The organism is Sorangium sp. So ce302 (assembly GCF_051530145.1).
In the GTDB taxonomy this organism is placed as follows: Bacteria; Myxococcota_A; Polyangia; order Polyangiales; family Polyangiaceae; genus Sorangium; species Sorangium cellulosum_B.
On the sequence record NZ_CP150326.1, the window covers coordinates 6778419 to 6794834 of the forward strand.

Sequence of the window (16416 nt, forward strand, 5' to 3'; positions counted from 1 at the left end):
GCCCGGTTCAAGGGGTTCCGGCGCGCTGGCCCCCGGGAGCGAGCGCGCTGTAGGGCACGGCGGGCGCGGCCGCGAGCAGCAGCGCCCCGCCCGCGGCCGTGTAGACCGAGTACGAGAGCACCGCCTCGACGCCGCGTCCGGAGAAGGTCATCGCCAGCGCGAACGCGAGCAGCAGCATCCCGCTCGCGAACGCGAGCGCCCGCGTCCACACGCCCGCGAGCAGGCCGACGCCGAGCGCCGTCTCCAGCGCGGTCGCCGACCAGGCCAGCGCCGGGACGATCCAGGCCGGCGCCCACGGGTTGATCGCGCCGGTGTACGCCACGAAGCGGCCCCACTCGCCCCAGGCCACGCTGCCGGTGCCGGGTGGGCCCCACAGGCCGAAGCGGTCGGCGACCGCCGACAGGAACGCGGCGGCGAGGCCCAGCCGGAGCAGCAGCGCGCTCGCCCACGCGAAGCGGGGCGAGGCCCACGGCGGGGCGAGGGGCAGCCGGCGGGCGGCGAAAGCGGCGGCTGGATCAGCGGGGCGCGGCGCGGAATGCGAGATGGTCATGGCTCCTCTTTCGCCCCGGAAGCTGGATCCGGGGTGGTCCAGCGAGGAGGTCCATTTCTGGCATGATGGCTGGACCATGCGCCCGTGGACCTTCCCCGTCTCGCTCGACCCGGGCTCGGCGGAGCCGCTGTTCCGGCAGATCGCCCGGGGGATCGCCGCGGACATCGGCCGCGGGAGGCTCCGGCCCGGCGCGGTGCTGCCCGGGTCGCGCACGCTGGCGCAGACGCTCGGGGTGCACCGCAACACCGTGCTGGCCGCGTACGACGAGCTCGAGGCCGAGGGCTGGCTCAGCTCCGCCGAGCGCAGCACGCGCGTCTCCGCGGCGCTGCCGCCGCGCCCGCGCGGCGTGACAGCGCCTCGTGGCGAGCTCGGCTACGACATCCCCGCCCGCCCGGCGTGGCGCACCTTCGCGCCGGATCCGGCGCGCCGGGGCGTGCTCCACTTCGGGGCGGGGCTGCCCGACCTTCGCCTGGCGCCCGCCGACGAGCTGGCCCGGGCCTACCGGGCGGCGGCGCGCGCGGGCGGCCGCGCCGCGCTCGGGTACAGCGATCCGCGGGGCGACGTGCACCTGCGGCGCGCGCTCGCGGCGCTGCTGCGGGAGACGCGCGGGCTCGCGTGCGACGAGGACCACCTCCTCGTCACGGCGGGCAGCCAGGGCGCGATCGATCTGGTCGCGCGCCGGCTCCTCGGGCCAGGCGACGCGGTCGCGGTCGAGGACCCCGGCTACCCGCCGGCCTGGGACGCGCTGGCGTCGACCGGCGCCGAGCTCCTGCCCATCGGCGTCGACGGCGATGGATTGCGCGTCGACGCGCTGGAAGCGCTCGCCGCGCGGCGGGCGGTGCGGCTCCTGTACCTGACGCCGCACCACCAGTTCCCGACCACGGTCACGCTGTCCACGGCGCGGCGGCTCCAGCTGCTCGACGTCGCGCGCGCGCGGCGGATCGCCGTCCTCGAGGACGATTACGACTTCGAGTTCCATTACGACGGCCGCCCGATCCTGCCGCTCGCGGCCACGGACATGGGCGCGGTGATCTACGTCGGCACGCTGTCGAAGATCCTCGCGCCCGGGCTGCGCCTCGGGTGGGTGGCCGGGCCGCGGCCCCTCGTCGAGGCGCTCGCGGCGCAGCGCATGCGCGCCGACCGACACGGCAGCCTGGCGCTCGAGCGGGCCGTGGCCGCGCTGATCGAGGACGGGCTCCTCTCGCGCCACGCGCGCAAGATGCGGCGCGTGTACGAGGCGCGGCGGAATGCGCTCGCCGAGGCGCTCCGGGCCGAGCTGGGCGGCGCCGCGCAGCTCACCGTCCCGGCCGGCGGGATGAGCCTCTGGGTCTCATTCCCCGAGGGCGCGGACACCGAGGTCGCGGCGCGCGCCGCCCCCCGGCACGGCGTGGGGTTCTACCCCGGCGCGCGCTTCAGCTTCCGCGGGGGCGAAGCGCGCGCCGCGCGGCTCGGGTTCGCGTCGCTCGACGAAGGCGAGCTGCGCGAGGCGACACGCCGGCTCTGCGCCGCGCTGCGCGCCCGGCCCGACATCCAGCGCGGCCGTACGACCTTGTAAGCGCGTATCCGCGATTAGCGATCTGCCGGAAGTGCGCTGTCCGGGATTCCCAGGATCGCATGTTCGCGGTACGCTCTGGGCATGCCCCGGTCCCTGACCCCAGCGCGTCGCCCGAAAGGGACACCGACGTGGCTGGGACACAGAGGCGGCACGGAGGTGCTCGATCGTGTTCCATCCTTCCTCGTTCGATTCACAACCTGACTCCCAGAGGAGAGACAGCGCGCGCGGCGTAGTAGCGCTCGCTGATCGACCGGCGGACTCCCGCCCAGCCTCTTCGCGGCGCTCCGTACGGCTGCGAGGCCGCCTCATCGACGGGCGTTACCAGGTCGATCAGCTGCTCGGGCGCGGCGCGATGGGCGAGGTCTGGCGCGCGCACGACGGCGTCCGGCGCGCCGATGTCGCGCTGAAGTTCCTCACGGTGGCGCGGGGCGGGCGGAACGTCGACGCGATCGAGCGGTTCCGCCTGGAGGCGCGGGTCGCCGCGCAGCTCGGACAGAAGACCCGCGGCGTCGTCGCCGTGCTCGACGCCGGCGAGGACCTGGCGGCGGGCCCGTACATCGTGATGGAGCACGTGCGCGGCAGGTCGCTGCGTCAGCTGCTGGAGGAGCGAGGGACGATCCCTGCCGTCGAGCTGGCGTCGCTGCTCCGCCAGTTGGGAGAGGCGCTGTCGGCGGCGCACGGCCTCGGCGTCGTGCACCGGGACATCAAGCCCTCGAACATCCTTCTTGTCGAGGGGAGCGACGGCCATCTATGCGCCAAGATCACCGACTTCGGGATCGCCAAGTGGGTCGGCCAGGATCGGCCGGCCGATTTCCGCCGCCGCACCGCGGACGGCGTGGTGCTGGGCACGCCGGCCTACCTGAGCCCGGAGCACACGTGTGATGGCCTGGGCGGCCCGCAGCTCGACATGTGGTCGCTCGCGGTCGTCGCGCACGAGGCGCTGACCGGGCGGCAGCCGTTCCCGGGCCGCAACCTGGCCGCGGTGCTCGCGGCCATCCTGGTCAGCGGGCGCCCCCCGCTGGCCACGTTGTCCCCGGGAGCGCCTCCCGCCCTGGAGGCGTGGTTCGCGCGCGCCTTCGCCATCAGCCCGTCGGAGCGGTTCCCCAGCGTCCAGGCGATGATCTCCTCCTTCGAGGCCGCGGCGGGGGTGCCGGTGGGGGTGCCGGTGGCGCCGCCGGCAGCGCCGCGGAGGCGGCGCTGGCGCGTCGCGGCGGCCGGGGCGGCGCTGGCGCTCGGGATCGCGCTGCCCGCGGCGCTGCTCTGGGGGCGGGCCGGGAGCGACGGCGCGCGCCGCGTGGACGAGGTGGTCAGCGACGCGGCGCGCGCTGCCGCCCGCGTCGCCGACGCCGCGCAGGCGATGACGGCGCGCCTGCTGGAACGCCAGGGCACAACGCCCTGAGCGCGGATTTCGCGCCACGTTCGCCTCGTCAGGACGCGGGCGGGGCCGTCCAGGAACTCTGGCGCCCCGTCCAGGAACCGGGCGGGACCGTCCAGGAACCCAGGCGCGCGGTCTGCTGCATCCGGCCAGCGGGCACGTCTTCAAGGCGCCATCTGCGCTCGTCGTGCCACAGCGCTGCGTTGTCGCTCCATCGTGTCGCTCGAAGCTGCGGCGAGCGACCCGCGCGTCAGGGCGAGGCGCCCTCCTGACAGCGGCCCTCGGCACACTCGAGCGGGCCCGGCACGGCGCACTCGTACTGGCAGTACGTCCCCCAGCGTTCTTTGTCCTCGATGAGCGCGCGCGCCTCCTCTTCCACATACGCTTTCTTGGCGCTGTTCACGGGCACGAAACACCCGAGCGGGCAGCCGGGCGACGCATAGACGCACTCCGAGGGATCATTGCACGCGTTCGACTCGGCGACGATCACCTCGAACTCCTCCTGGATCTCCTCGTCGCTCCTGGCACAGCTCGCGCAACCGAGGCCGATGATGAAAAGCACCATTCCATTTGCGCGCATCGACATGCTTCACCTCCGGCAGAAGGCCGCGAGTCCCGCGCCTTCAGGGAGCGTTCGCCGCGGCGCCTCGTTCGCGTATACATCACCCCTCCCAGCACGGGCCTCGCCAGCACGAAAGCGGCACGGGATGGCCCGCGCCCCGAACGGCCCCTGTCGCCAGCGCCGCGACAATTACCCCCGCCCGGCCCATCGTCCTGCTCCTCGACGAGGACTCCAGTCACACCGCACACGCCTCGCAGAAGGTCGCCGCTGACCTGAGCATCCAGCTGCTCTAGCTCCCCAAGCGCTGTCCCGAGCTGAACCCGATGGACCACCCGTGGCGTTCGGTGAAGCGCGACGTCTGCGCAAATCGGCAGGACACGAACATCGATCTGACTACGGCGAGGGTCCGCGCCGCGCCAGACGCCAGCACCACGAACAACGCGAATCCGTCCGCGCGCCACAGTCCCCGGCGGAGCGCCCTGAGCCGCTCCTCCGACTCGTCGATCAGGTTGGCGATGGGCTCGGCAACCGACCCCGGTAGGTACGAACCCCCGCCCGCAGGTTCACCCGTGCTCACGGTACTTCCGGCACCGCTCCACGAGCGGGTGAACCGCGTGCCACGGGTCCGGACCGCCGTTCTGATATTCGAGGACGAACAGGTTGAGCAGCAGGTCGCGCTTCATCCCTTCCTCGCACTGGTCCGGAAATCGATTCGTCTCTGCGATGTGGCGCAGGATCGGCACATATCCCTCAGGCAGCGCCCGCTCGAAATCGGCCTGCAAGGTGGCGGCAGCCCGATCGACCGAGGCCGCGGTCACCGGAGGGTCATCGTGCTCATTGCTAGCCGCCCGCACCATGTGGAGCGCGTGCCGGATGCAGCCGCCGCTGAGGCGCGCGATTCGCTCCGCCGCCCTGTCGCCCTCCTCGAACAGACGATCGAACCGCGCTCGCTTCTTGAGCAAGTCTGCCAGCGCGGTCACGCCGCCCTGGTTGTCCCCACCGCCCTCCGCGGCGCGCCGGCGGACCTCGATCACCGGCACGACGACGATCTCGCCGCCGTAGAGCCCGCTCAGCCCCGCGCCGGCCGGCGCGTAACAGAGATACAGCGGAACCGTGATGACGAGGTGCGCGTCGAGGCTCTTCAGGGCGCCCATCCGCTCCCGGTAGAGCCGCTCCACCCCCTCATGGTGTGCCTGGCTCAGCTTCTCCATGTTGTCGATGAGCACCACCAGCGGACCCGCGCCGTCGTCCGGCGCCTCCCTGGTCGCGGCGAAGGCCTTGTTCAGCCCCTCGATCAGCACGGCCGTCGTGGGCCGCAGGGCGGTGCGGATGTCCTTCCGACGCTCCGCGCTGGGCAGGCGGACCTCGCCGAGGATCCGGGTGAGCGCCTCCGAGATGTCGCCAGGAAGGTTGGTGTTCGTCTTGCTCAGCGCGTCCTTGATCTGGTCCTTCCACAGCGGCATGAGCACCTTCGCGGCCGCCGCCTTCCGCTGCTCATAAACGAGCTTCCACAGCGCGAGGAGGATGTCCTCGAGGTCGATGTCGGTCCGGTTCAGCATCACGTCAGCGTCGAGGAACAGGACCGTCGCGAGCGGCGCGCCGTGAGAGGCCGTCTCCAGCTGGACCTTCATCCGAAGGAGCTCGGTGGTCTTTCCGCTCCCGAGGTGACCGCTGACGAAGTGGAGGGTGGGGATCCCACCGGACCGACGGATGTTGCGGACGATCCGGCCGAGGCGATCGCTGCCGCGGATGGCCGTCAGGTTGGCGAACAGGCTGGAGTCTTCCCGCGGGTCCAGCGGCGAGTAGGGGTCGCAGAGGCGGACGGCATCGTCCAGGTTCTGCGCGGGCGGCGGGGTCAGCACGCGGCTGGAGACCGCGTGGCCGCGGAGGGTGGCGATCGGGGCGTCGCTCATGGGCGGAGGAGCTGCGGGGCGGACGCTACCACAAGCCTGGCCGCGCGGCAGCGTCACCGCCGCCCGCGTCCCCCCGCCGGGCCGGCGCGACGGCCACAGCTTCCCCTCATTCGCCGCGGCGAGCACCCGAGCCGCACGAATCGCCCTCCACGCATCGCTGCGTCGGCACAAGCATCCACCGCGCTCCTCTCGCTTACCTCGGTAGTCCGCTCCTCGACGGGGGCGATCGATCCTCGAGAAGTCTTCGCCTTCTCAAGCAGCGAACCCTTGCGCAACGGCGCAATCCGTTGCGGTTCACGGCAGGGCGTTGCGCCCCTCCCTTCCGCTTCCTCTCCGTCCTGCGCGGCAGCGCCGAGCCACGGGCTCACCTCGCGCCGGCACACGTGTTGCCATGCCGCCACGCCGCAACGAAACCACGGCGTGCCGCCGCAGCGGCAGGCCGGATCCAATAAGACATCACAGGAGGTTTTCCCCGTGAGTGAATCACCGATGTTTTCGACCATCGTTCTCCCCCCGGATCTCGTCGCCGACGACGTCATCGCTGTCCGAGATCAGGTGAGCGCGCGGATCGCGGCGGTGCTCCGGCCCAAGAGCGGCAAGCGCAAGGAGGGCGACACGCCGCTGCCCAGGGGGGTCGAGCTCCTCGCGGCGCTGCCGCCGCACATCGACAGGCCGTGGAAGCGCTTCGACGCAGCCACGACAGAGCTTCAGGGTTTCCGCAGCATGCGGGCGAGCGCGCAGGCCGACCAGCGCCACTCGGCGGCGAGCGAGGCCGAGCGGAGCGCGGCGAACAGCGACAGCGACGACCGGTGGCGCGCGTTCGAGCAGTGGAACGCGGGAGCCGCCGGGCTCTCCGACGATGGGGAGGCGCCGGCGCCGTCCGAGGCGCGCTGGCTCTATGCGCAGCTCTTCCCGGCGCCCGATGGGCTTCGCTTCATCACGCGCCGGCCGCGGCTCCAGTGGACCGCCATGGTGCAGCGGATGAAGACGCTCGAGGAGGAGCGCGCGCAGGCGGTGGTCGAGGGGTTCGGCGGGACCCGGCACCACCGGCAGCTCGTCGCCGCCCACGCGCGCTTCGGCGACGCGTACGGGTTCACGGCCGTGGCCTCCGCCAAGGAGGGCGGGCCGACCGATGGCCGGCCGCAGTGGAGCGCCGCCCGGGATGCGCTGCGGAGCCTGATCCAGAAGATCGAGAGCCACGCCGACCCGGAGATCCCGGGGAGCGAGGCGCTCGCCGCGTTCCTGCTGGCGCCCTACGTCGAGATGGTCGACGACCTCGCGAGATCCCGCCGGAAAGCCCTAGCCAAGAAGCCCGAAGCCGTCTCGGCGCCCCCGTTCGAGGCGGGCGGTACGCCGTGAACCCATACGGGTGAGCTGGCTCGTCCACGCGGGAGATGAATGGCACCCGTCTCCTGGTGGACACGCCTCCAACAAAAGTCGGGTCGCCCTCATCTGCGGGGTGGACACGCCTCCAGCAATAGATGGCTGGCACTCGTCTCTCGGTGGACACGCCTCCAATAAACGACGGGTCGCACCTATCTCCGGGGCGGACTCGCCTCCTGCGGAAGATGGTGGCGACCAGTCTCCCTATGGACGGGGCCCCCAAAAAAGACGGGTCGCACCCATCTCCGGGGTGGACGCGCCTCCTGCAAAAGGTGGGCGCCATCCCTCTCCCAAGGCCGGCCACGAGATGGGCAACTGCGGGTCTGTATGCGCCACGGTCGCGGGGCGCCCATGAGCGCGGCGGCGCGGCACTCCGCTGCCAGCGGACGCAGCGGCGCCTGACCTACTTAAGGAGCGGCCGGAACACGTCGGGCAACACGCCCCGCTCCGCGGCGCGCCGGAGCGCGTCGCAGCACGCGGCGCACGCCGGCGCGCCGCGGAGCGGTAGCTCGGCGTGAGGCAGTCCGTGCGGAAGATGCCGGCAGCCGCGGCTTCGGTGTCCGGGTGGACGTGGAGCTGGACCGGCACGCAGAGCGTTGACCGGGCGGCAGCCGTTCCCGGGCCGTAACCTGGCCGCGGTGCTCGTGGCCATCCTGGTCAGCGGGCGCCCCCCGCTGGCCACGTTGTGCCCGGGAGCGCCGCCCGCCCTGGAGCCATGGTTCGCGCGCGCCTTCGCCATCCGCCCATCGGAACGGTTCCCGATTTTGCGCCGCTTCCGCCTCGTCAGGACGCGGGCGGGGCCGTCCAGGAACTCTGGCACGCCGTCCAGGAACTCTGACGCGCCATCCAGGAACCGGGCGGGGCCGTCCAGGAACTCTGGCGCGCCGTCCAGGAACTCTGGTGAACGGCCAGCTCCACGTCGCGATCCGCGAAGGCATCGCAGCACCCGCGCGGATCTCGCTAAGCGCCGACGTCACCGGTGCAGCGGTCACAGCACCCTCGCCAGCGCGGACGACGGTCGCCGGCTACTTCGCCCAGAGGACCGAGAGATCGAGCTCGATCGCCTCGAAGGGCTCGACGCGGACGCGAGCTGCGTCGCGGTGGACGACGGCGGGCCCCCAACCCCGACCCGAGGCGAGCGAGAAGACCTCCAACGTCCGCGCGATTGGGTCGACCAGCCACGCGTGCTGCACGCCCTCGCGCGCGTAGATCGGCATCTTCTCGTCGCGATCCACGTCCTCGGTCGAAGGGCTCAGCACCTCGCAGACCCAATCCGGGGCGAGCGGGAAGAAATCCGTCGTGGGCAGCTCGGGCATGCGTTCTCGACGCCAGCCAGCGATGTCCGGTACGACCGCGTCCACCTCGCCCGGCAGCGCTGGGTCCGGGAAGTGCAGTTCGGGCTCGTCCAGGATCCACCAGCCGCCAGGCCCCCCCTTCCCTGCATCGAACGGACCGCCGAGCTCGATGCCGAGGCGAGACGATGCGCGTGCATGAGGCGGCGCCGGCCTCGGGAACACGTGCAAGGTGCCCGCGATGAGCTCCGCCACCTTGGTCGGCGGGACGGCTTCGAGGTCGGCGTATGTCGCGCGGCGCTGCTTGGCGGCGGGCTGGCCCATGGCGGAAGCCTGCCCGGGGATGCGCGGCGCGGCAAGGCGGCGAGGAGCAGGGGTCCGGCGGCGCGCCGGCCGGGGCGCTCATCGACGCGGGGGCACGACGGCGACCGCCAGTGCCAACAGTCCACGAGCGTCCCTATCGCTGGTGAGAGCGAAGTTGGAGCAGGGTGAGCGAGAGGGCCTGCTCGAGTTTGAAGAAGCGTGCCCTGGACAATCATCGTAATTTGATCAGGCAGACATTCCAGCTCACCGACGAGGCGCACGCAGCGGTTCGGGAGTAGCCGGGTAGCGGCCCTGGCGCAGCGCGATGCTGGCTCTGCCTCCCTGCTCGGAGGTTACCTGATCTCGCGATATTCGAACCAATCGACGTCTGCGTGCAGGCGCGTGCCGGCCAGGTCTTGGCACACCATCCCGACGAAATTGCCTATGAATCCACGGGGCACCGCGTGCTCGTCCGACAAGATCGACGCGTCGTGCCCCACCCCATCGCGTGGTAGGCGCGTGGTAGGCGCGTGGTAGGCGGCGCCCGGTCGACCGTGAGCGGCTGGGCGGCGCGGCGCTGGAAGAGCTCCAGGGCGTGTGCCGCGAGGCCACGGCTGATCTCCGCCGCCTCCGACGCGGTGACGGCCGGCGGACCGGGCTTGTTCTTCAGGCGCCGCTCCGCGAAGGGGTGCGCGCCGTCGGCGACCTGGCGGAACACCTTGGCGACCTTCCACGAGGCGATGGCGCAGAGATCGTCCACGTGGCTGTCCGCCCGCACCCAGGGCGAGCGCAGGTGCCCCGAGGCGTCGGCGATGGCGCGCAGGCGCAGCAGCGTGCGCTCGGCCTCGGCCGGCTCGTTCGAGGCGAGCAGGGCCTCGTAGCGCAGCGGCAAGAGGCCTGGGATCGCCACGCCGTACGCCAGCAGGATGTCGAGCATCGGCAGCGCCTCCGGGTAGGCAGCGCGCGAGACCAGGCGCGTGACCCAGCGCTCGATCACGCCCATGGCGCCCTCGCGCCAGAGCCCCACGCCCTGGCGACACACGGGCAGCACGTGCTGCACGAGCAGGCGATGAATGCCCAGCACCTTCGTCGGGTTCTCGCGCAGGGCCTCGCGCAGCCAGTAGAGCGCCTCCAGGCGCTCGATGGGGCTGGCGCTGCTCAGGAATTCGAGCGGTATCTTCACGAGCTCCACGGTGGAGAGCGCGCGCTTCCTCGCGAAGGTCTCGTCCTGCGCGGCCGGGATCGCGCCGCGGACGAACGAGTGCTCGCCGTGGATCGACTCGGCGAAGCAGGCGGAGCATCGACACGCGAGGGCCTCGAGCGCATCCCGCAGGGACGCCTCGAGCGTGCGCAGCGCCGACGCCACGGCGTCCGCCTCGACATGGCTCCCTCCCCGAAGCACCTCGGCGAGATCGGACAGGTCCTCGCGCCGAAGCGCCCCTGAGGCCTCCGGGAAAGCGGAAACATCGGTGATCGGGCCCCAACTGGACTTCTTGTCCTGCGTGGGGTAAGGCTGTGTAAAGGACGCTGGGAGTGTGGCCCGATGCTTGAGATGAAGAGGAACCCCCACACGCGACCGAACTTCTGCTGCTTTCTCGTCGTCGCCGCCACCCTCGCTGCGGGGGCGGGATGCACCGCTCCCGAGCGGCGTTTCTCAAACAGCGGCGCGGGTGGCGGAACGGGCGGCGGTCCGATCGATGCGCAGGGCGGCGGGGGTGCCGGCGCGTCCGGCGGCGGGGGCGAGGGCCGCGGGGGCGCGTCCGGCGGTGGGGGCGCGTCCGGCGGTGGGGGCGGTGGCGGCGGGGGTGATCCTGGATGCCAGATCCCGCCAGACAGCCCCACGCTCGCCGACGCCATCATGGTGGCTGCGGGCGGCAGCCATACGTGCGCGATCCGGCATGACGGCTCTCTCTACTGCTGGGGGGACAACTCGTTCGGCCAGCTGGGTGTTCCGCAGGCGATGGCGGTCTCCTCGAGCACGCCGGTGAGAGTGCATTTTCCCGCGTCGCTCGGCGCGGCGACGATCACGCAAGTCGCGCTGACCGAGCAGGCGACCTTCGCGATCGACAGCCAGCTCCGACTCTGGGCCTGGGGAAACAACGAGACCGGCATCCTCGCGAACGGCTCCAAGGACTCGATGGCCCACGACGCCCCGGCGATCGTCAATGACGGTACGGCCCCGTTGCTCGTGCGCAAGATCGCGCCGGAGTGGTACTCGGCGTGCGCGCTCACCTCGACCAGCAGCATCTACTGCTGGGGGTCCAACCTGTTCTCGAGCCTCGGGCCGGAGGCGACCGGCGAGGAGAGCCTCGTCCCGGTGAAAGCGTTCAACTTCACCGCGACGGCCGGTCCGAGGGCCATCCTCGCGCGGGGCATCGGCTCGATAGGCAGCTGCTTCTCGACCGGGGCGGCGGAAGACGGGCTGCGTTGCTGGGGCGCGATGGGCGGCGGGTATATCCTCACGAACACGCCCGCCGGCTCCGAGGGCGGCGCGAACTACAGCGCGCACACGCCGCTCATCGCGGCGGGAGCGACGCTGCCCTTCTCCGAGATCTCCTACGGCACGAACTTCGGCTGTGCGCGCGACGACGTGGGAGGCCTCTTCTGCTGGGGGACGAACAACAGCTCAGGTCAGCACGGCGCCGAGGCTCCCCCGGCCGGAACGGCGGCCGCGATCCCGGGTGTCTGGGGTCCGATGTCCACCGGCTACGTCTTCGTCTGCGCGATCGACGACCAGAGGCAGCTCCGCTGCCGTGGCAGCAACGAGCAAGGGCAGCTCGGTCGCAGCACGCCGACGAGGGCCGATAACACGCGAATGGAACCCGTCGTGCTCGGCGACGGCACCGCGCTCGCCAAGGTCGTCGCGGTGAGCGCCGGCTTCTTCCACACGTGCGCGATCGTCGAGGGGGCGTGCGGCCCCACGGGCCCTGGCCAGGTCCTGTGCTGGGGCAGAGGCACCCTGGGTCAGCTCGGCGACGGCGCCGGGGCGAGCTCCGCGATCCCCGTCGAGGTGAAGGCGCCCTGACGGACGAGCCAACGGCTTCCGACATGTGTCACCCAAGCTCCCGGTCAATCCAGGTGCTACCCAGGCTGCCGATCTGAACCGTTACCAGGCCACCGGTCCGTACCCTACCCAAGGAGCGGCCGGAACACGTCGGGCAGGACACCTCGATCCGCGGCGCGCCGGAGCGCGTCGCGGCACGCGGCGCACGCCGGCGCGTGCTCGCGGTAGCTCGGCGTGAGGCCGTCCGTGCGGAAGATGCCGGCAGCCGCGGCTTCCGTGTCCGGGTGCACGTGGAATTGGACCGGCACGCCGAGCGCATACAGGGGCGAGCCGTCGCTCCGCAGCACGTAAAGAGAGTAGGGCGTGTCATCGCCCGTGCGCCACCGATCGATGGAGAAGAGATACGGCACCTCGCCCGCGGCGTCGGCGTGCCGGCGAAGAAAGCACACGTCGCCCGCATACGAGACGAGCTCGTCGAGGTCCGTCGCCACCGAGACGGGGATCGGGTGCTCGATCCATCGCTCGAGCGCGAGCCACACGGCCCCGAGGACCGCCGGGTCGGCCGCGGCGTGCTCGTCTACCACGAACGCGCGGTCCACGGCGCTCGCCTCCGAGGGACCGCGCACGCCGTAGAGCGAGGCCAGCGCCGAGAGCGCGATCTCGGCGTCGAGCGGCGCGCCGCCTCGCTCCTGGTCGCACGCCGCCGCGAAGGCCGCGGCGTCGATCTGGGACGCGAGGCCCGCGCGGCGCAGGCTCTCGAGCGCTTCCTCGGGGCGGAGGGGGGTCGTCATGTGCTCATGTCATCCAGCCATGTCCTCCGTCCAATGCCGCCGCGGGATCGCGGCGCATCTCCGAGGCACCCTCGTTGGATGATGCACGATCCCGCCATGGAAAGATACTCCCGCGCCGGCCCGGGTCCGCTCAGGGCTGCAGCGCTCTCCGGTGGATCTCCAGGAGGCGTCCCTCGGGAGCGCCTGAAGCTCGGCGAACGGCGCCGGCGTCCAGCCGAACGGTCTGAGGCTGAGTGCATCGATCGTCCACTTCGCCGCCCCAGGTTCTTCTGTGAATCGATGCCTCGAGGACCCGCTCAAGGGCAAGTCGAACCTGGCCTTTTTGTTCTGTAGAGGTGGCTGTCCTTCAGGCGTCCGGCGACCCTTGCTGGACTGATGTCCCGAACCTATCGAAGGCTATCGATGTCCTCGACAAATGGGCGATCTCGAAGCTCGCAGGTGGCGCCGCAGCCAGGTTCGGACGGAGGGCGCGCCGTGAATCGACGAATCGTCCACGTCATCATGCCCCTTGGCTGGGCCCGTGGTCAGCCCGCGAGGAGCGATTCAATGGATATCTAGCTCGGTGATGAGGTGATGCTATCCTTCTTGATGCGCTCGATCCGCCCGCTTCTCCTGCGCGTTTTGCTCCTGCTCGGCGGGATTCTCCTCGCCTTGCTTCTGCTCGGCGGCTATCCACGGAGCGCGACCACCGGTGCCAGCGAGGATGTCGCGCCCACGCGCGGGCTCGACGAGATCCGCTATCTGGCGCTCGGCGACTCCTTCACGGCAGGGACCGGGAACCCGCCGTCCGACGCGTTCCCCTCGCGACTCGCTGACCTCTGGCGCGCGCAGGGCCGCCAGGTGACCCTCAAGAACGTGGCGGTCAACGGCTACACCACCGAGGACGTGCAAGAGCGGGAGATCCCGGAGGTGGCGCCATTCCGCCCCACGTTGGTGACGCTCGCGGTGGGCGCCAACGACTACGTGCGTCGCTGGAGCGCGGACGTCTACCGTTCGCGCGTGCGGGTGCTCCTCCGAGCGATCATCGACGCCGGCGTCGCGCCGGATCGGATCGTGGCGCTCCCGCAGCCGGATTGGTCGCTCTCTCCGGCCGCCGCTTCGTTCGGAGATCCGCGGCAGATCGGCGCGGACATCGTCGCCTTCAACACCATTCTGCGCGACGAGGCAGGAGCCGCCGGCGCGCGCTACGTGGACCTGTACCCGCTCATGCACAAGCAGGCGGAGGCGAAGATGCTCGCCAGCGACGGCCTGCACCCCTCGGCGCGCGCGCACGCCGAGTGGGCGGCGGCGCTCCACGAACAAGTAGATCCCTGAGGTTTCGGGCCGCTACTTCTCCTCGTTCTTCTCGTGGTTCACCATGTCGAGGAGCTGCCCCGCGACGGTCTCGTCCACCCGGAGCGGCATGACCCCGAAGCTCGCTGCCACCGCGTCCTGCTCGAACAAGAAGCGCCGCAGCACCTCGCTCGAATACTCCTCGAGCGGCAGCGCGTACGCCCCGTACGGCGTGCCGTCGAGCGCCAGCGCGTGGTGCGCCCGTGCGTTGACGCCACGGAAGCTGTGGCACTTGACGCACCCTTGTTCGCCGATCAGCGCCTCGCGCAGCCCGCCGGAGAGCGAGCGGAGCGGCGCGAGCGGATCGCTCTCTACCCAGTGAAAGCTCGCCGCACCGAGCCCAAATGCGGCGTAGGTCTTGTTCCCCAGGCCCGCGGGCAGCGGCGTCCGGAAGTGCAGGAACGCGCCGAGCGGCCGGATCATCATTGGCATTGGCTCGTCGCCCTCGATCCACGAGTAGGCGCGCTTCAGCCGGTAGAAATCGACGAAGCGGTAGAGATTGTCCTCGTCGTCGAGTCCCACCACGATGACCGCCTGCGCCTTCTTCAGCACCTCGCGCGGGAAGTACTGTTGCTCGCCCCGAAGGTTCGAGACCACCAGCCAGTCCCCCTCGCCCACCTCGGACTTCGGCCGCTCGGCCAGGTAGGCGAGCAGATCGATGGCCTGATAGGTCTTGCCGGGCAAGGGGTAGCGCTCGAGCCCCCCCTTGCCGAAAAGGGCGCTTATCGTCTCCTGCAGCGCGACGTCGACCGGGTAGGTGGTGATGGCCCGGGGATCCTTGCGGAGCTCCGACATGTCGAGGGGCGGCCGTGCACCCCAGCGGCGGAGCACGCCGAAGGGGTTGTCGATGGGGAGGTCCTTCGGGCCCGAGGCGACGAAGGGGAACACCAGATCGCCGACCATGTCTCCCCTTCCGCCCCAGTGCAGGATGCTGTGCGCATCGCGCCTGGGGACGACAAAGTGGTCGACGTCGGGCGCGCCCGCATTCTGGAGCGCGCGCGCGAAGGGGCGAGCGAGACGCGCCCAGCCGATGTCGTCCTCCGCGCCGAACAGCATCAAGAACGGTGGCGCATCGGACCGCGCGTACGTGATGGGCGACGACTCCCTGCGATCTTCGACCGAGTCCGCGAAGAACGCCGCGTCGGGGTGCCCCTCGAGCGCCGCCTCGCCCAGGTCGTAGGTGCCGCGCAACAGGATGACGCCATCGACGCGCTTGGGATCCATGCCGGCCCCCTCGAGGAGCCGCCGATCGAGCGCAAGGAGGGACGCCATCCACGCGCCGACGCCGCGACCGACGAGGACCACGCGCGTCGGGTTGCGCGCGCTGGTGACCTCTTGCATGACCCGGGCGACGTCCGCCGCGCACGCGCGCAGCGTGTAGCCGGTGTGGATGTTGAACGAGACGGCGGCGGCGGCGACCCCGTTTCGCTGCAGGGAGTCGCCGACATTCGCAGCGAAGGCGAGCCGCTCGTCGGGCTGCGAGGGCTCGTTCCCTTGCAAGAGGACGACCAGCGGGCCGCGCTTGCTCGCGCGCGGCGGCGCGTAGAGATCGACGTTGACGTTCGGCCCATCAGGCCCCCGCCGCTGCATCCAGGCATACGTCACCGTGGCGACGGAGCGGGCTCCAGCTCCTGCGCGCCGCTTGAGGAGATGTGTGCCGAGGACGATGAGCACCGCGAGGAGGCCGACGCCCACCCATTGCCACGTTCGACCCAGCCATTGTCGCGTTCGAATACCCAACATGGATCCGCTCTTGTGCCCGACGTCGAGCGCGTCAAGCCAGAGCGCCGTCGGTCGCCTCCCAGCGACACAGAGATGACCCGCGCAAAAGAACGCGATTTCGAGAGGGGACAGCTGTACAAGCTGGGCATCGACCGCGTAATCCCAAAGCCCTTCGACATCTCGAGACCGGCAACAGGACGGTCTACGTCAAGGGCGTCTGGCTCCGCCTGCGGATCGACCTGTTCGTCGCGGGCGAGCTCCACATCTTCGGGCTTGAAGCCCTCGCGGCCCGCCGCCCATCGGCGCGCGCGTAGTTACCCGCTCTGGTCAAGACCCAGACGCACCATCGAGCACCTCGATGGCGCGCGGCTCGGCAATCCTCGTGAATACGGTCGACCGCAAGCGCGGTATCGTGGATTACTCTGACACGTCGTTCAAGGTGTCGATCGTGAATGTCGCCGGCTGCGCCGCCTTCGACGGAACCCCGGGGCCCTCGTGGAGTACCTTGATGAGGAAGGCTGCGATGGTCGCCCCACGCCGTCGTCAGCGTGTGCTCCCTCCGTCTCGTGGAGCGCCGCGGGCGGAAAGGTGCGCAGCTGCCATGTGCAGCAAGCTCTCTTTTCCCTTTTTCAGA

13 protein-coding genes are annotated in these 16416 nt (G+C 71.0%); 5 read left to right on the forward strand and 8 right to left on the reverse strand.

Annotated features, from left to right (window positions below; translation table 11 throughout):
- Positions 1-7 precede the first annotated feature (7 nt).
- Positions 8-550 (reverse strand): DoxX family protein, encoded by a 543-nt coding sequence (locus WME73_RS25535; protein ID WP_437911209.1) that lies wholly within the window; start codon positions 548-550, stop codon positions 8-10.
- On the opposite strand from WME73_RS25535, the gene WME73_RS25540 reads away from it, so the two are divergent.
- Both WME73_RS25540 and WME73_RS25545 read left to right on the forward strand, forming a co-directional pair.
- Entirely contained in the window at positions 549-2105 is a 1557-nt protein-coding gene (locus tag WME73_RS25540) for a PLP-dependent aminotransferase family protein (protein ID WP_437738995.1), read from the forward strand. The two genes, WME73_RS25535 and WME73_RS25540, sit on opposite strands and share 2 nt — an antisense overlap.
- Positions 2106-2457: 352 nt before the next feature.
- Positions 2458-3504 carry a serine/threonine-protein kinase gene (locus tag WME73_RS25545; RefSeq protein ID WP_437911210.1) on the forward strand — a complete coding sequence of 349 codons (1047 nt, stop codon included), beginning with the start codon at positions 2458-2460 and terminating at the stop codon, positions 3502-3504.
- Between the two features lie 226 nt (positions 3505-3730).
- On the opposite strand, the gene WME73_RS25550 is transcribed toward WME73_RS25545, so the two are convergent.
- Both WME73_RS25550 and WME73_RS25555 read right to left on the reverse strand, forming a co-directional pair.
- Positions 3731-4066 (reverse strand): hypothetical protein, encoded by a 336-nt coding sequence (locus tag WME73_RS25550; RefSeq protein ID WP_437738997.1) that lies wholly within the window; start codon positions 4064-4066, stop codon positions 3731-3733.
- Positions 4067-4605: 539 nt separating this feature from the next.
- The gene (locus WME73_RS25555) at positions 4606-5955 is read right to left on the reverse strand and encodes a hypothetical protein (protein ID WP_437911211.1); all 1350 of its coding nucleotides are present in this window, start codon (positions 5953-5955) and stop codon (positions 4606-4608) included.
- A gap of 489 nt (positions 5956-6444) precedes the next feature.
- Here WME73_RS25555 and WME73_RS25560 point away from each other — a divergent pair, with 489 nt between their 5' ends.
- A complete protein-coding gene (locus WME73_RS25560; protein ID WP_437911212.1) occupies positions 6445-7314 on the forward strand; it encodes a hypothetical protein in 870 nt (289 codons plus the stop codon).
- A gap of 1049 nt (positions 7315-8363) precedes the next feature.
- Here WME73_RS25560 and WME73_RS25565 read toward each other — a convergent pair.
- The 3 genes from WME73_RS25565 to WME73_RS25575 form a co-directional block, all read right to left on the reverse strand.
- The gene (locus WME73_RS25565; protein WP_437739000.1) at positions 8364-8954 is read right to left on the reverse strand and encodes a Uma2 family endonuclease; all 591 of its coding nucleotides are present in this window, start codon (positions 8952-8954) and stop codon (positions 8364-8366) included.
- A 332-nt stretch (positions 8955-9286) separates the two neighbouring features.
- The gene (locus tag WME73_RS25570; RefSeq protein WP_437911213.1) at positions 9287-9433 is read right to left on the reverse strand and encodes a hypothetical protein; all 147 of its coding nucleotides are present in this window, start codon (positions 9431-9433) and stop codon (positions 9287-9289) included.
- The gene (locus tag WME73_RS25575; protein ID WP_437911214.1) at positions 9376-10335 is read right to left on the reverse strand and encodes a hypothetical protein; all 960 of its coding nucleotides are present in this window, start codon (positions 10333-10335) and stop codon (positions 9376-9378) included. The genes WME73_RS25570 and WME73_RS25575 overlap by 58 nt, the downstream gene beginning before the upstream one ends.
- A 141-nt stretch (positions 10336-10476) precedes the next feature.
- On the opposite strand from WME73_RS25575, the gene WME73_RS25580 reads away from it, so the two are divergent.
- Complete coding sequence (locus WME73_RS25580; protein ID WP_437911215.1) at positions 10477-11958, forward strand: RCC1 domain-containing protein; 1482 nt, start codon at positions 10477-10479, stop codon at positions 11956-11958.
- 104 nt (positions 11959-12062) lie between these two features.
- Here WME73_RS25580 and WME73_RS25585 read toward each other — a convergent pair whose 3' ends face one another.
- A complete protein-coding gene (locus WME73_RS25585; RefSeq protein WP_437911216.1) occupies positions 12063-12728 on the reverse strand; it encodes a hypothetical protein in 666 nt (221 codons plus the stop codon).
- A 573-nt stretch (positions 12729-13301) separates the two neighbouring features.
- Here WME73_RS25585 and WME73_RS25590 point away from each other — a divergent pair.
- The gene (locus WME73_RS25590) at positions 13302-14042 is read left to right on the forward strand and encodes an SGNH/GDSL hydrolase family protein (RefSeq protein ID WP_437748027.1); all 741 of its coding nucleotides are present in this window, start codon (positions 13302-13304) and stop codon (positions 14040-14042) included.
- A gap of 12 nt (positions 14043-14054) precedes the next feature.
- On the opposite strand, the gene WME73_RS25595 is transcribed toward WME73_RS25590, so the two are convergent.
- The gene (locus tag WME73_RS25595; RefSeq protein WP_437911217.1) at positions 14055-15803 is read right to left on the reverse strand and encodes an alpha/beta hydrolase family protein; all 1749 of its coding nucleotides are present in this window, start codon (positions 15801-15803) and stop codon (positions 14055-14057) included.
- Between the last annotated feature and the right edge of the window lie 613 nt (positions 15804-16416).